The sequence below is a fragment of the Pseudarthrobacter quantipunctorum genome (assembly GCF_045291495.1).
Classification (GTDB): Bacteria; Actinomycetota; Actinomycetes; order Actinomycetales; family Micrococcaceae; genus Arthrobacter; species Arthrobacter quantipunctorum.
The window spans coordinates 2,177,283-2,192,187 of record NZ_CP148033.1; the positions used below are offsets into that span (position 1 = coordinate 2,177,283).

At 71.5% G+C, this 14,905-nt stretch carries 5 protein-coding genes; 2 read left to right on the top strand and 3 right to left on the bottom strand.

Features of this window, described 5'->3' with window-relative positions; translation table 11 throughout:
• Positions 1 to 93 precede the first annotated feature (93 nt).
• On the top strand, positions 94 to 1,248 hold the full coding sequence (locus WHH00_RS10050) for a glycosyltransferase (protein WP_406638552.1): 1,155 nt from the start codon (positions 94 to 96) through the stop codon (positions 1,246 to 1,248).
• 138 nt (positions 1,249 to 1,386) lie between these two features.
• Here WHH00_RS10050 and WHH00_RS10055 read toward each other — a convergent pair whose 3' ends face one another.
• Entirely contained in the window at positions 1,387 to 5,037 is a 3,651-nt protein-coding gene (locus WHH00_RS10055) for a hypothetical protein (protein WP_406632425.1), read from the bottom strand.
• The gene (locus tag WHH00_RS10060; protein ID WP_406632427.1) at positions 5,037 to 11,741 is read right to left on the bottom strand and encodes a DUF6603 domain-containing protein; all 6,705 of its coding nucleotides are present in this window, start codon (positions 11,739 to 11,741) and stop codon (positions 5,037 to 5,039) included. Before WHH00_RS10060 ends, WHH00_RS10055 begins: the two co-directional genes overlap by 1 nt.
• A 440-nt stretch (positions 11,742 to 12,181) precedes the next feature.
• Here WHH00_RS10060 and WHH00_RS10065 point away from each other — a divergent pair, with 440 nt between their 5' ends.
• Positions 12,182 to 13,006, top strand: a complete 825-nt coding sequence (locus WHH00_RS10065; RefSeq protein WP_406638554.1) for an alpha/beta fold hydrolase — start codon at positions 12,182 to 12,184, stop codon at positions 13,004 to 13,006.
• A 96-nt stretch (positions 13,007 to 13,102) separates the two neighbouring features.
• On the opposite strand, the gene WHH00_RS10070 is transcribed toward WHH00_RS10065, so the two are convergent.
• Entirely contained in the window at positions 13,103 to 14,335 is a 1,233-nt protein-coding gene (locus WHH00_RS10070; RefSeq protein WP_406632429.1) for a saccharopine dehydrogenase family protein, read from the bottom strand.
• Positions 14,336 to 14,905 lie beyond the last annotated feature (570 nt).

A 14,905-nucleotide genomic window follows, 5' to 3' on the forward strand; every position in this document is an offset into this window, starting at 1 on the left:
CAGGGGCGAGCGGGCGGCCAAGCCCGGTGGCATGCCCTCCGCCGCGAGCACGCAAAGGGGCGGCCGAGTGCATGCGGTGCTGCCGATCCCGTCATGACCGGACAGCCACGGCAGCGCCTGCCGCTCGACGTCATATTCCTCAGCGGTGACATCGGGGGGAACCTCCCGCCGACTTTCGCGATCGCCGGAGAACTCGCGCGGCGCGGGCATCACGTGACCATTGCCGGCGTGCGCGGGCGCGCCCAGGGGTCAGCCCCCGCAGGCGTGACGATGGTGCAGTTGCCCGCCCTGGCACGAATGGACGTCACCAGGCCTACGGGGACGTTCGGACATTGGCCTGCGCTGATGCGGATGGCACTGGGGCGAGGGACCGCCCGGGATGTCCGGTCTTTGCTTGCCAGTCAACGCGCCGACGCGATCGTTGTTGACGGCGTCATGCTGACTTCGCTGCGCGAAGCCCTCAGAACGGGCACCCCGTCCGCCGTGCTGTTTCATTCCCTTGGGAAGTTCTGGGAGCAGGGCATGGGCAACCCTGCCGTGAACGCGACGCTCCGGCCGTTTGGCCTCAGCCCCATGGCTCTCTTTGAGCGGTGCGCTGCGCGGCTCCTGCCCACTGACCGCGACATAGATCCGGCCGGGCAAGGAAGGTGCCGGATCGCGTTCGACTGGATCGGCACAACGGAGCACGCAATTCCCCCCGCCCTCCGCGTTGCCGGAATCCCGCCGCTCGTCCTGGTCAGCCTCAGCACCGTCTGGCAGAAGAACCAAGAGGACGTGTACCGGAGAATCATCACCGCGTTGGGGCAGCTGACAAAGGGCACATCAGCGGTGCGGGCCATAGTGACCACCGGCGGAGTGCCGATAAAAACCGAGCAGCCGCTGCCAGCCAATGTGGAGCTTGTAGGGCGAATCCCCCACGAGCACATCATGCCTCACGTCGACCTTGTCATCGGCCACGGCGGACACTCCACGACCCTCAAAGCCCTCGCTCACGGGATCCCGCTCCTGGTGCTGCCGCTGGACCCGTCATCCGACCAACCACTCACAGGCAACGTCATCGAACGCAACAGGCTCGGACGAACCCTCTCCGCAAGCGCGCCCCCAGAAATCATCGGCCAAACCGTTAAGGACATCCTCACCGACCACGCGGTCACCGCAGCCGCCGCACGCACGGGCGAACGCCTCCGAGCCCAGAACGGGGCACGGAACGGAGCCGACTGCATCGAAAGGATCGGGTACGGACCCTGAGTCACGCACGCCTCCCGGTGCCCAGCAGAACGTGACGGCACCAAAGATCCGCTCTTACCGGGCGGCCACCCGGACCACCCCTCATGGTGTTTCTAAGGGTGCCGCTAACCCTGCATCATCCGGCGGTTTCCCCGCCTGTCAGGCCGGGTGCCAGCCGTCTTGCACCTCTCCTTCGATGGGGTGGGTGATGGCCGCGGTCAAGCCGGTGATCCGCGCGGCGGGTATCCACAGGCCGATCTCTGTCCCCTGCGAACCCCTCGACCGCACGGCCGTAATCTCTGCACCCCGCGGCGGCACCGGGGAGCGCCGTGTCGGAATGTCCGGGAGCTCCCAAGAGGCGCGCAAGGAACGGCGCCTGAGGGGGCCCGGCGGAATGGTGCCGGGCAGTGTAGCGACGACCGTGAGGACATGGGGCGGTTCGGTCGCGGGATCGGCGCTGGTCAGCAGGCTCGCCACGTAGCCGCGGCCGGCGATCCGGAAGACGTCGATGATCTTCAGGGTCAGCTCGGGCCGCGGCTCGACCCAGCCGGGCACGAGCACAGTCTGCTCCGCGACCCGCCCGAGCGGGTCTGCCACGCGGACGGTCGCCTGAACCGGCACGGACGGGTCGTCGCGGCGGCCCCAGACCCGCAGCGGCGTGCGTCCGGCCTCGCGCGGCAGCCGCTGCACGACGGGGCCAGCGGTGGTGTCGGGGGCGGTGGACTCGTCCGCCACCCGTGCGGTCGCCTCGAGCGGCTGGACCGGACCGGTGACCGCGCCCAGCGTCACCTGGACCGTATGCGACCCGGCGGGCACCACCCGGTCGGGGGCGGACGTTCCGGTGCGGATCAACAGGCCTGTATGGTCGGCCCCGACCACCTCCGCGACCAGCGGGTCGAGCTGCGGCGCCGCCGAGGGCAGGACGACGGCGGTGACTACGTCCGAGGCCGGCGACACCAGGCCGCGCACGGCGGAGACGGGCACCGTGCGCTCCGGCACGGCGACGGCCCGCAGGTGCCAGGGCTCCCACGAGGGCGGCAGGGCGCCGGACCAGTCCGCGGTCCAGACCCGCTGGCGGGTGATCGGGTCCAGCCGGGGATCCGCCGTCCCCGGATCGAATGCGGCGCCGGCAGGCACCTGTGCCAGCGGCGGCCCCATGGTCAGGTGGTCGCGGGCCGCGAGCTCGGAGCGGGTCGCGAACACCTCGAAGGCCGTGACGGGGATCGGTGAGGCCGCCTCGATGGCCACGGTGAGGCTGCCGTCGGGCTGGACGGCAGGCCGGACGAGCGGCATGACAGGGCGCCGCAGCCGGGGCGCGGCGGCCGCCTGCAGGTGGGCGTGCGCGGGCAAGCCGCCGCCCGGGCCCGGCCAGGGGGACTCGACCCCGGTGGTGGTGACGGCCGTGACAAGGAACAGGTGGATGTCCTCGCTCCCCCGGGCCAGGGTGAGATCGGCGGCGGGGGGAACCGCGGGCACCTCGGCAGCCCGGCGGAAGCCGAGGGGGCGCTGGGCGGCGGGCGCGGCGTCGTACAGGTCCCACAGCTGCTGGAGCCGGACCCCGGGCAGGAGCGTCCGGTCCGGAGGGCTGCCGGGCGCGAGCCGCTGGCGCAGCGTGGTCTCCGAAGCCTCCCAGACGACGACCCGGTCCACGTGCGGGCCGGCCAGGCCCGACCAGCCCACCTTCACGTGGGATACGCCCTGCGCGTCCGGGGTGCTGCCCAGCGGCACCCCCGGCGGCAGCGGCGGCGGTGTCGGCACAGCTGGGACCGGGCTGCCCGCGACCGCCGTGGCAGGTTGTGCGGGCACGGGAACCCAGACGCTGGGCGCGGCGATGCCGGGCGCGGTCTGCCGGGCCCAGACCCGGACTCCCCAGCGCGAGACCGCCCCGAAGTCCAGGGCGGGCCCGGGCACCGTGAACCGGTAGGAGCGCGCCTCGCCGCCCTGCTCCGGGGCGCCCCAGCTGGGCGCGACCGAGCCGTCCTCGCGCAGCGGCACCACGGTCCCCGCGGACGCCGTGGCCGCGTCGCCTGTGAACGTGAGGGTGCTGTCCAGCCCGAGGTTGGGCGCCGGCGGGGGCAGTGGCGGCGGCGCCCCGAACGGCGGCGGCGTCGCGCCGGTGGGCATTGGGTAGAACACCGCGCGCAGCTCAATCGCCGCGGGCGTGCGCTGCGTCCACTCTGTGGCCAGGTCCACGGTCAGCACCGAGGGGCAGACCGGGGATCCAGCATACGTGGCCACGAGCCCCAGGTGCGCGAGCCGCGGCGGCGCCACACCCGGCGAGGAGGTGGTCAGCTCCACGTCCTCCCAGCGCGACCAGACGCCGAAGATGTCGCACTGCGCGACCGCGTACCCCCGGTCGATGGACCCGTCGACGGGCAGCTCCTGGTCGCCCTGGACGACCTTCGGCCGGTCCCCGCCGGCCAGGGTGGCGTCGTCGGCGTCGGGGCGGGGGATGGCCCGCGGCTGGGACCCGCCGAGCAGCCGCTCTGGCATTAGGTCCTCGGCAAATCCCGCGCCGTGACGCCAGCCGGCGAAGGCATGCGCGACCGGCCCGGTCATCGTCGCCAGGCGCGGGCCCGGCCGCCAGCTGACCTCGATCGCCTCGTGGAACGGCCCGTCGGGGAGCGCGGGCGGCAGCAGTGCCGCCCGCCCGGCACGCAGGTCCACGACCGGCGGCACCACCGCATGCCGTTGTACCGGCGGGATGTACGCGGCCACCTCGACGCCGTCGCCGAGGACCGAGCGCCGGTAGTGCCCGGTGACCAGGTACTCGAGCTCGCCCCGCTGGTCGGGCATAAGCTCGGCCAGGTCGGCGGCCCGGTAGGCGGTGCCGAAGCCCGCCGCGAGGTTCGCTGCCGGGTCGGTACCCGCGGCCAGCAGCAGGAGGGCGAGCGGCTTGAGCCGGGCTGTCGCAGGCTGGTCGGCGGCGGTGCCGTCGGCGCGGGAGGGAGGGTCGACGGCGCGCCGGTCCTCGAGCGCGTGCTGGTCCGTCTCGCCGGTCCCGGACGCGTAGAGCGGGCGCAGCTCGGGCAGGAGAAACTTGCGGGTCTCCTCGACCAGCCCGTCGGGGTCCGAGGGCTTCCACGGCGGGGCGGTCCGGCCGGTTTCAGTCACGGGGTACCAGCCGATCGGCGCCCCGGCCCGGCCGATGCGCTGGGCGGCGGCCTTCGGCGGGGCGGTCGGGGCGACGACGAGGCCCTGCTCGTCTGGAACGTACTCGCCGAGCTCGTGGCCGTCCACCGGCAGGCCGACGCGCTCGAGCGGCTGCCAGTCGTCGGCGTCGACGACGTCCTGCACGGTCTGGATGCGCACCGTGAGCGCGTGCGCGTTGACCAGGACGGCGTGGGTGGCCGCACCCGCGCTGGCGGTAAGAGTCACGGTGGGGCTGCCTGCAGGTGCCACGGCGGCGGTGCCAACGGCGCCGGCCGGGTCCAGCCCCGTCCGCAGCAGGAACAGCGCGACCGGCCGGGCCGGGTCCTGCACCTGGCACCGGACTTGCACGTGCGCGGCCTCCTCACCGCCCCACCAGACCAGCTCCCCCTCGTCGACGGGGACGCCGGCCAGCTCGGCATCCCGCAGCAGGCGGTCCCGCACCGGCCGGCCCCACACCGTGAAGGCATCGCGCGGCACGCCAAGGTCCTCGGAGCAGCCCCAGGCCAGCCGGGTGTCCGGGCCGCGCTCCTTGAGCCGCTCGAGCAGCGCGTCGTCGATCCCCTCGCCGTGCCCGGCCCGCAGCATGCGACGGGCGATGTCCAGCCAGTCGAGCCGTGCGCCCACGGCCCGGAACTTCCTCACGTCGTGAGCGCGCATCAGAACTCCACCTCCCAGGGTGCCCCTGTCAGGGTCACGTCGACGATCGTGACGGCCCGGCCCGGGTCGGCCGCGAGCGGGTCGGGCGCCTGCACCAGTTCGAGGGTCAGGCGCCGGCCGCGCTGCCCCGCAGCCAGCAGCATCATCGCCCGGGTTCCGCCCGGCCCGCGTACCACCCGCCCGACGCTTGCGGCGGCCGCCGGGTCCGGGGGCGTCGCGGCGGGCCGTACGTCCAGCCAGGTCGCAGGCCGGGCGGCCCACCACGCGTGCGAGGGATCGACGCCGTCGGGCGGCGAGCTCAGCTGCACCGGCATGACGCGCTCCCGCACGAGCTGCTCGGAGCACTCGATGACGACGGCGAGCGGCTGCGGTACGGCGTCGGCGGACCACCAGACCTGCACAGCCGGCGCCAACGGGGTCTGCGGGACGGGCTGCCCGGCCTGCTGCACGGCGTCGTCCCACTCCCGCCCGGTCGGCCTTTCCGGAAGGCCGGCGAGCGGGGCGGCGTCGCGGACCACGCGGTGGTCGATCGGCGCCGGCGCGATCCACGAGGCCAGATGCTCGACGCCGTCGAAGCGGGAGGTCGTGAAGTTCGCCCGGTGCACCCGCTTCCGCGGCCCGGCGCCGCCGGTCGGCACCGCGTGGATGTCGAGGAGGTAGTCGGTCAGCGGCTCGAGCTCGTAGGCCAGCACGATCTCCTCCACCTCCCGGGTGACGTGCTCGGCCTCGATACACTCGAGGGCGTTCACGAGCTCCCCGACGGCCTGGTCCCACGGCGTGAGCACGACGGCGTTGGCTTTGGGCTGCAGCACGGACCCGGGAGCGAGCACCGCCTCCACCGGGAGCACGAGCGGCTGGCCGGGTGCTCCCCCGCCGGGCGGGGCGGGGTGGTGGCCGGAGGCGGCGAGCACGGTCACCTCGAGCCGGTGGTCATAGGCATCGAACAGCCGCAGCACGTTCTGGGTGGCAAGAGTGACCCGCAGCGGCTCCCGGCAGAACACGCCGGCATCGCCCATCCCCGGGTTGGTGTCGAGCAGCCACGGCCCCAGGTCGGTGGGGACCTCGGATGCCGGGGCGGTCGCGAACCGGAAGGTCTGCCTGTGCTCGTCGGCGAAGGACGGTGTCCGCGTCGGCACCGAGTCCCCTGTCTCGACGTCGTACGTCCAGCTCACGGTGACGTCGTAGGTCTGCCCCGGCTCGAGCAGGGCGTGGTCGGAGGGGTCCTGGGCCAGGCCGGTCTCGAGCGCATCCCGGTCGCGGGAGACGATCGTCTCGTCGTACTCGTACCGGCGCACCTCGGCCCGGGTCAGGCCGGCAGCCGCGACCACCCAATAACGCTGGGCGCGGATCCGCTGGCCGTTGTCCTCATCCCAGCCGACGACGACGGCGGCCGCACCCTCCGGCAGCTCCTCCCAGCGGATCAGGGCGAGCATCGGCCGGTCCCGGTCGGTCCCGGCGACCTTCGCCGCCATGCGCCCGGCCAGTTCGACCGGCCCGGCCCAGGGCCCGTCGGGGGCGACCCAACGTTTTGGCAGGGGGTTGTCGGGGCCTACCATTGCCGGCCAGTCCACCTCGCGGCGGTCCAGGGTCTCCCCCGTCCCCGAGCGGACTTCGATGAGCAGGGACCGGTGCTTCTCGCGCGGCACGAGCAGCAGCAGGTCGAACGCGGCGAGGTCCTCCCCCAGCGAGAGCGCGACCGCGTCTGCGAGCGCGTCGGGTTTCCACCCGGCCTCCTGCCGGGCCCGCTCGACCAGCTCCCGGTCGCCCCTGCTGCCGAAAGTCGCCTCGCCGTCGGTGCGCACGGGCGAGGCCAGGATCCGTCCCTCGCAACCCTTGAGCCGGCCAACCTCGGGGTCGGGGCTGCGCTCGATCCACTGCCCGGCGACGTCGTTGGCGGTGGCGCCGGCGGCGAGCAACTCTGCCAGTTCGGCGTAGGAGGCAGCCCCGGCGCCCGCCCAGGTGGTCGGGTCGAGGGGGCCGTTGTCCTCGGCCCAGCGGCTGAACGGGTCCTCGGGCGGGGTGCGGTCGGTGGCGCAGGCGACGGCGTCGCCTGCCACCTCGGCCGGGGCGCCGCCGGCCAGCAGGTCCGCCGCGGCGTCACCCGTGCGCCACGGCTCGGTGACCCGGAGCCTGCGGCCTGCCGGGGCAGTCCGCAGCAGCCCGTCAGGGTCCGGCCACAGCACCGGATCGAGCCGCCAGCCGGTGGCGCTGGGCCCGAGCGCCTCGCCCAGGAAGCTCCACAGCTGCGGCTGCGGCGGCGAAGCCGGGCGGCAGACGGTCCCCCAGCGGTGCTCGACCTGCTCGCGCAGCACCTCGCCGTACGTGACGGTGCTGGTGAACGGCGTCGGCAGCCAGTGCAGCAGCGCCAGGGCCGGCGGCTCGGCGGTTGACGAGCCGGGCGCCGACGCGCTCCACCAGACCGACGGCGTCGTGCCCGCGGTGAGGGTGCCGCTGAGGGTGACGCCCGTGACCTTGTAGGCCCACCAGCGCTCCCCGATCCGGCGCCAGGCGCCGGCGCCCACCGCGCCGGTTGAGCCGAGCGGGGCCTGGCCCAGCACGCTCAGCCCCTCGGCGTCGGGCGCGACCTGGAAGCGGAGCACCGGGACGGCGTCGAGCGGCACAGTCGGCACCTCGCCGTGGACGACGGCGCCGTCCACCTTTGCAGCCTGGCCGACGGTCGAGTCGGCGGGCCGGCCGGCGGTGCCCTCGAGCAGCGCCGGCGTCCGTCCGGCGAGGGACAGTCCTGCGACGAGGTCGCGCACGGGCGGGTCCGGGTCAGGCTCGTGCCCGATGGTGATCCCGACGCACCCCTTGACGCTGAAGAAGAAGAAGTCGACCCTGCCGCAGACCTCGCCGTGCAGGTATGGGTCGTCACGGGGCACGCCGTCCTGGATCCGGGTGCCCACCATGAGCGTGAGCTCGGCGCTCACGCCGATCGAGACGATGAACAGCCGCAGCTCGCCCCGGACGTAGACCTTGCCGGCCAGGAAGAACGGGTCGAAGCCGAGCACGGCGTCGAACCCCGCCGCCGCCTCGACGTACAGCCGGGCGGCCTTGGAGCCCATCAGCACGGCCTGGATGTGGAAGCCGGTGGCCACGGACAGGCCGGTCGTGGCCGGCAGGGGCGGGATGGTGATGCCGTCCCCGTGCACCATGAGATAGCCGGTGCCGGTGAACACGTCGAGGACCTTCACGGTCACCCGGTCGTCGTAGGAGCCGAGGTCGACGAGCCACTTCTCCGGGTTCCGCGCGTCGAAGAACGCGGTGACCGGAACGTGGATGCGCAGGATCCGCTCCACGGCGTAGTCCGCAACGACGCCGACTGTGATTGTGCCGGCGCCGAAGTCGATGTCCAGCACGGCCAGGAAGGTGGCCTCCTGGGTGGAGCCCATTGCTGGCGGGAGTCTCAGGACGTCCGCCTTCATCACGAGCAGCAGCCGCGGCCCGGGCACCTCGATGAGAATGATGCCCTTGAGGTGCAGGATAAACCCGCCCTCGGTGGTCCCGAGCAGCAATCCCGCCGCGACGGCGAAGGAGCCGGCTCTGTGGGTCCAGCCGTCCGGGTGCATCACGCTCTTCCGCGGCGGGGCGAGCTGTGCCATAAGCCAGTCGAGCGCCGGGACCCTCGCCGCCGGGTTCTCGAGCCGGGCGTAGTTGATGCCAACCCCGCCGAGCAGCCCATACAGCGCCAGGCCGGAGTTGCCCAGCGGGAGGGGCGCGGGGAACTCGACCTCGACGCCGATCAGGAGGCCGGTGACGCCGGCCTTGGTCTCGATCGCCAGGGTCGCGGCGGCGCGGATGCTCAGCGGCACGATGGTGAGGTCGAACGCCGCCTTGAACCCGGCGCCGGTAAGCTCAATCGAGCCCGCGCCGTGGACCGTGCCGGGGATGTCGAGCGTGGCGCCGAGCTTGGTCAACTGCGGGAGCTCGATGACGTCGAGCCTCGCCCGGACCCGGATGGTGTCGACGGTCACGGGGCCCAGCGGGACGTCGATGCCCGCCTCGACCTCGAGGTAGGTCGGGTTGTCGCGGCTGACCCGGACCCCGAACACGCGCAGGATCTCGTCCAGCGGCGGCTTTGCGACGAGGGAGCCGGGCTGGATGTCGAGCTCGTAGCCCCGGTTGGGGTCGAACACGGGGATCGGCACATACTCCACCTCCGCACCAGTGCCCCACTCCGACCGGACGCCGACGGCCTTGTAGCGGGTCCGGATGGGCCGGTCCTCGGGCACGCGGATGACGGTCAGGTCGAACCAAAACTGCACCTCAACGTCCAGCAGGACGCTGACCTGGGTGCTCCGGTTGGTGGCGGTCGAGCCGTCCGGCGCGATAATGCCGTCGCTGACCATGACCTCGGCGCCGCGCAGGGTCAGGATGCGGGTCCGCACCAGATCACTGGCACCGAGCGCGACCGAGCCGAGCTGGACGAGGGTCCCGGCCGCCGGGGAGAGGTCGGCGGCGCCGGCGGCGAGAGGTCCCATCACTGCCAGGGCTCCAAGCACGTTGAGGCTGCCGGCGTCGATGCCTGTGTCGGTGTGGCGGCCCTCCCACAGCCCGTCGAGGTCCGCCTCGAGGGCGCGGAACTCCCCGAAGACCTGCCAGGACTCACGGTCGGTGGCCAGCCGGAGCCGGACCCGGAACGCACACAGGCCGTCGCCGGGGTTGGGGCCGCGCCCGCCCAGCGGCGGTTGGCCGCCTTCGTCGAGTGAGGCCTCGATGGCAGTCTGGACGTCGAACTCACCCCAGACCTCGAGCCGGACGAACGTGGTCCGGATCAGCTCGACCTCGACGCCGAGCCGGCGGAAGCAGTCGGGCCGGCCTGTGCCCGGGGGCTGCGGGTCGCGCTGCTCGGGCGGCTGGCTGGCCGGGGGGCGGGACAACTCGGCGCGGACGGCCTCAGGCGCTGGCGGCGCGGCGGCCCTGGCGCGGGCGAGCCACCACTCCCCCGACGTTTCGGCCGGCGCCGCCTCGGGCGGGTCCAGCGGCGTGCGGTCCCGGGCGTCGGCGTGGCCGTGCGGGGTGCCGGCGGTCGCGGCGTAGCCCAGGTCGCGCAGGATTTCGACCGCCGCATCGAGGCGGCGCCGGCTGAGCTCCAGATTGTCGGTCCGCTTCGTGGGGGTGTCGTTGCCCTCGTAGGAGGCGTAGCCGTCCACGACGAGCGGGGTGGCGCCGATGTCTGCCTGCCGTGACCGCGCCAGGTCGGTGAAGGCTTGCCCAGCGGGGGCGGCGGTCCGCCCGGACGCGGGAGCCGAGCCGGTGTTGGCCGGGTTGCGCCACCAGGAGTCGGTGGTCTCGCTCGGGAAGGGGTGGTTGAACCGGAAGTAGCAGTCCAGCGTGGCCGGGCGCGCGTCCGCGGGCTGGGTCGGGGTGCCGGAGACCGCCACTGCGCTGCCAGCCATCACCGGGACGGTGGCCCGGGTCCCCGTCGAGGTGCCGCCGGGCCAGGCCCAGTCCGCGGGCACCTCCGGGTCGAGCCGCACGGTCACGTCGGCGGCGCCCTGGGAGACGATGACCATCCGCCCGCGCTCGGGCGTCAACATCCGCAGGGCGGCCGGGTTCGCGAGCGCCGGGGCTGCCCCCTCCCCAGCGGCAGGCCGCAGCGCCCGGAAGGAGACCGGGCCGTGGGAGTGCCCGCCGGCGTCGGTGACCGTGACCCGCAGCTCGACAGTGCCGGCCGCGGGCACCGTCACGGGCAGCCGGTCCCCCGCGACGGTCGGCCCGCCGACGACCTCAATCCTGGTGGTGTGCGGGGCCAGCCCGCCCGAGGTGTCGACGAGGAACACGCTCTGGTCCGGCGCCTCGACCGCTCCACCGGCGACCGCCGCGATGTGCCGCCCGGCCGGGCTGATGAACCGGGCCAGCACCGTCGGGGAGCCGCCGCGGTTGACGACCTCGGCACTGAAGGCGCCCGTCACGCCGTCGTGCACTCCGATCCCGATCCACAGGTCCCGGACGCCCGCCGAGACGGCCAGGCCCTCGAGCCCATCCGGGGCGACGAACAGCCGGACCTCCGGCAGGTGCAGCCCCTGCCACTCGCCGGGGACCGCTCGCGCCCCGGGCGGCAGCCCGGGCGGGTCGGCGAGGGAGGACAGGTCGAGCTCGGCGGTGCGGAACGCGAAGCCGACCGTGTTGCCCGGACCGATGATCGCGTGGCCCGGGGTCATGCGGATGAAGGAGTAGATGTCGTCGACGGGGCTGCCCGAGGTCGACGCCGAGCGCAGCCGGGTGCCGACCGCGGCCCCGGCCAGCTGCATGGTCCGGATGACGATGCGCGGCAGGATGAACCGGACCTGCGGGTTGGCCGGGTCGAAGACCAGCTGGCCGCGGATGTCCAGCATCGCACCCCTCAGGTAGGGCACGAGCAGCCGGATCCCGGGCACGTCCAGGTCCAGGTGCCAGCCGCCGTCCTCCGTGCCGCCCGGGCCGGTCAGGTGCCGGCCGTACGCGACGGTGACCTGCGTGCCGGCGAGCTCGATGGGCGTGGATGACCCGGCCCCGCCCCAGCGCCCGGTCGCGGGGTCGACGCTGACCCCGGCGAGCTGCGGCACATCCACCGCGACGGATCGCACGCTCCAGGTGCCATCTACATCGGTGACCTCGCGCGGCGTCAGCCCGGCGGGGTCAATCGCCCGGAGGGCACTCTCCAGCGGACCCAGTGCTCCACTGTCGCGGACGCCTGACGGGAGCTCGTCCCAAAGGCTCATGACAGCGCTGTTCCGTTTACAACAACCAATCCCTCTCGGATTTCCAGCCCTCTCGCGGCATCAGCTAAAGAATCGAGTCCACTGGCCAGCAGCCGCTCCTGAATCTCATTCCAAAGTCTGAAATTGGCCATATCAGCTCCCCGGGCATCCCTGAAAACAACGTAAAGGTATTGGGACCCTAAGACGTGAGCGTTACTGCAGCGTTACCCACCACAATTAGGTCGTTGACCGTAGATCGACGGGAACAGCGTTCGTAAGGGTTGCTAATTATTTCGTCGATGTCGCGGCGGTCCCTGCCGGAGGAGTCTCGCGAGCCGCGTCGCATGCAACGGGCTAAAACGACGCCACCGTGAAGGTCATAGTGGGAGGATCGCTAGGATTCGCTATTTCCCGTGGATAGTCTGGGACAGGACGCCACCCTACGGAGGGTCAGTGAGAACGTGATCGAAGCAGTTGCTGCCGTAATCGGCCGGAACAACGTCACCATATCCGGCCGGGATGATGGGCCCGTGATGATGTTTGCCCACGGTTTCGGCTGCGATCAGGCTATGTGGCGGAAGCTCCTGCCCTATTTCGTTGATGATTACCGGCTGGTGCTTTTTGATCATGTTGGTGCAGGACACTCCGACATCAGCGCCTATGACTGGGAGAAGTACGGGTCCCTGAACGGGTACGCGTCGGACCTGCTGGAGATTTGCGCCGCCCTTGAACTTGAGGACGTCATCCTGGTGGGCCACAGCGTCAGCACGATGATCGCCGTGATCGCCGCCGTGCAGGACCCCAACCGTTTCTCCCACCTGATCTTGCTTGCCCCTTCGCCCCGTCATACGGATGACCCGTACGACGGCTACGTGGGCGGCTTTTCGCGGGAAGACATCGAGGGCTTGCTGGCATCTTTGGACAGCGACTATTTCGCCTGGGCCGCGGCCTTGGCCCCCGTGGTTATGAACAACCCGCAGGAGCCTGAATTAGCGGAGGACCTGCGTGTCAGCTTCTGCCGGACAAATCCGGCCATCGCACGGCACTTCGCCGGAGTAACCTTTTTCTCCGACACCCGCCCTGAACTGAAAAAGCTGCGCACTAACTGCCTGATCCTGCAGTGCTCCAACGATCGGCTTGCCCCGCCGGAAGTGGGCGCCTACCTGCACAAAAATCTGGAACACAGCACCCTGGTGCAGCTTCAGGCCACCGGGCACTGCCCCCACGTCAGCGCCCCGGAGGAAACAGCCCGGGCGATTCTGCACTACCTCGACGCCCACTCCTGACAGGCGCCGCTGGCCCCCGCCCGGTTTTCAAACACCCCCGAGTGCCTGGATAACGGATGAAATGGCCGCAACTCAGGTGACCTGCAGGATCCGGGTTCAGGCGAGTTTGGTTACCTCGTACGTGTGGCCGGCCGCACGGAGTCGCTGGATGAGCACATTGCCCAGTGCAGTGGCCGGTGTAAGCGAGCCTTTCGCGGTCGGCAGCCGGTCACCGTCGAGAGCAAGAGCGAGTGCAGTCTCGCCGGCCATCACAGCGGTGGCGGCATAGCCGGGATCACCAGCGCCTGCAGCAATCGCCTGGTATCGGTGCCCGTTCTCGGTGCGGGCGGTTACTTGGGAGTGGAACCAGCCTGCGCGCTGCGTGTCGGTGCTCGGACCCGCACCTGGTGCTGGAAGGCAGCGGTCGAGCACCCTCCGGGTCGGCGGGAACGCCATCGCGCCGGTGAACGCCCGGAGCCCGAGTGCCGTTGCCCTGGCGATGACCGCTCCTGCCGGTCCACGGGCCACACCCATCACCTCGCCGTATTGAAGGGAACGGCCGTAGGCCCAGCCCTGCAATGCGTTGCTGCGGCGCACTATCCGGGTGTTGAACGAGGCCATGATGAAAGGCGCGGTCCAGGTGCCGTCATCGGAACGGCGCACAGGACCGGCATCGGGAGGCTGTGGTGTCGTCGGCTCCCGTGCGCGGTCGGGGCTCAGAGCGTAGGGGTCAGCGGCTAATAACCTCAGGGCGGTGCTCGACCGCATCGCGTCAAGCTGTCCGCGCATGGATTCGAGCGTGCCTCCGCTGATGCCAGCCTTGGCCGTTGCAACGAGTTGGACCTCGGCCAAACCGCCGGCGCCATCGGCTTCTGCCGCCTGATGAAGCAGCAGTACGGCGAGGTCGGACGGCACGGAGTCGTAGCCGCAGGAGTGCACGATCCTGGCCCCCCTCGTCCTGGCCACAGCGTCGCAGCGATCGATCGCCTCCCGGATGAAGGACACCTCACCGGCGAGGTCGGCGTAGTCGGTACCGGCTTGTGCGCAGGCCTCGACCACAGGTAGTCCGTGTTGCGCGTACGGACCGACAGTTGTGAAGAGCACGCGTGTGCTCGCAGCCAGGGCGGCGATCGAGTCCGCGTTCCCGGAGTCGGCTTCGATGAGGGCCCACCCCTGCGCCGCGACCGGCAACTGCGATCGAACCGCCCCGAGCCTGGCCCTTGACCGGCCCGCGAGTCCAACCCGCATACCGGCCGGTGCATGCTCCGCAATGTAGCCGGCGATTAGTCGGCCAACGAAACCCGTCGCTCCGAAGAGAACCAGGTCATGGTCCCGAAGTGAGTTGTCCATAGCTGCAGCCTTTCACATCGGCAACTCCAAGCTGACACACGGCTCCTTGCTTTGCCCACGGGCCGCCTAATGTGTCCCAGCTGCAGCGGGGACGTCGGCTTGAGCAGCGGTTCGGGAGGGCAAAGTAGCTGCGGCAAGTATTCCTGCAAGCAACAGGAGGCCGGCAGCGACGACAAGTGCAGTAACTGGTGACGGTCGTGCACACCCGGCCACACCTTCAGCCTGGACTTCTCCGCCCCGGAGAGTTGAACCGACCCGGGGAACGCTCGACGCGCGAATAAACAAGAGTCCCCTGCGGCCTGGAAGGTCGTGCTGGGCCAACTCCGGAGCAGGCGGCGCGAGATACCCCCTCAGGTATGACTGCCGGTGGCGACATCTATTGCTGCGGTCCGAAGTTCCCTCAGCAACTTCGCAACTTCTGTCAGATGATGAAGAACGACCAGGGCGGCACGCCACCCCTTGCGAATCGCCGGACAGCCCGGATGGTCTCGAGATACGCGTCGGTTCGCCCGATATCCGGAGACCCGTCAGGGTGAGCGAAATAAAGGTCGGGGATTCGACCTGGTCCAT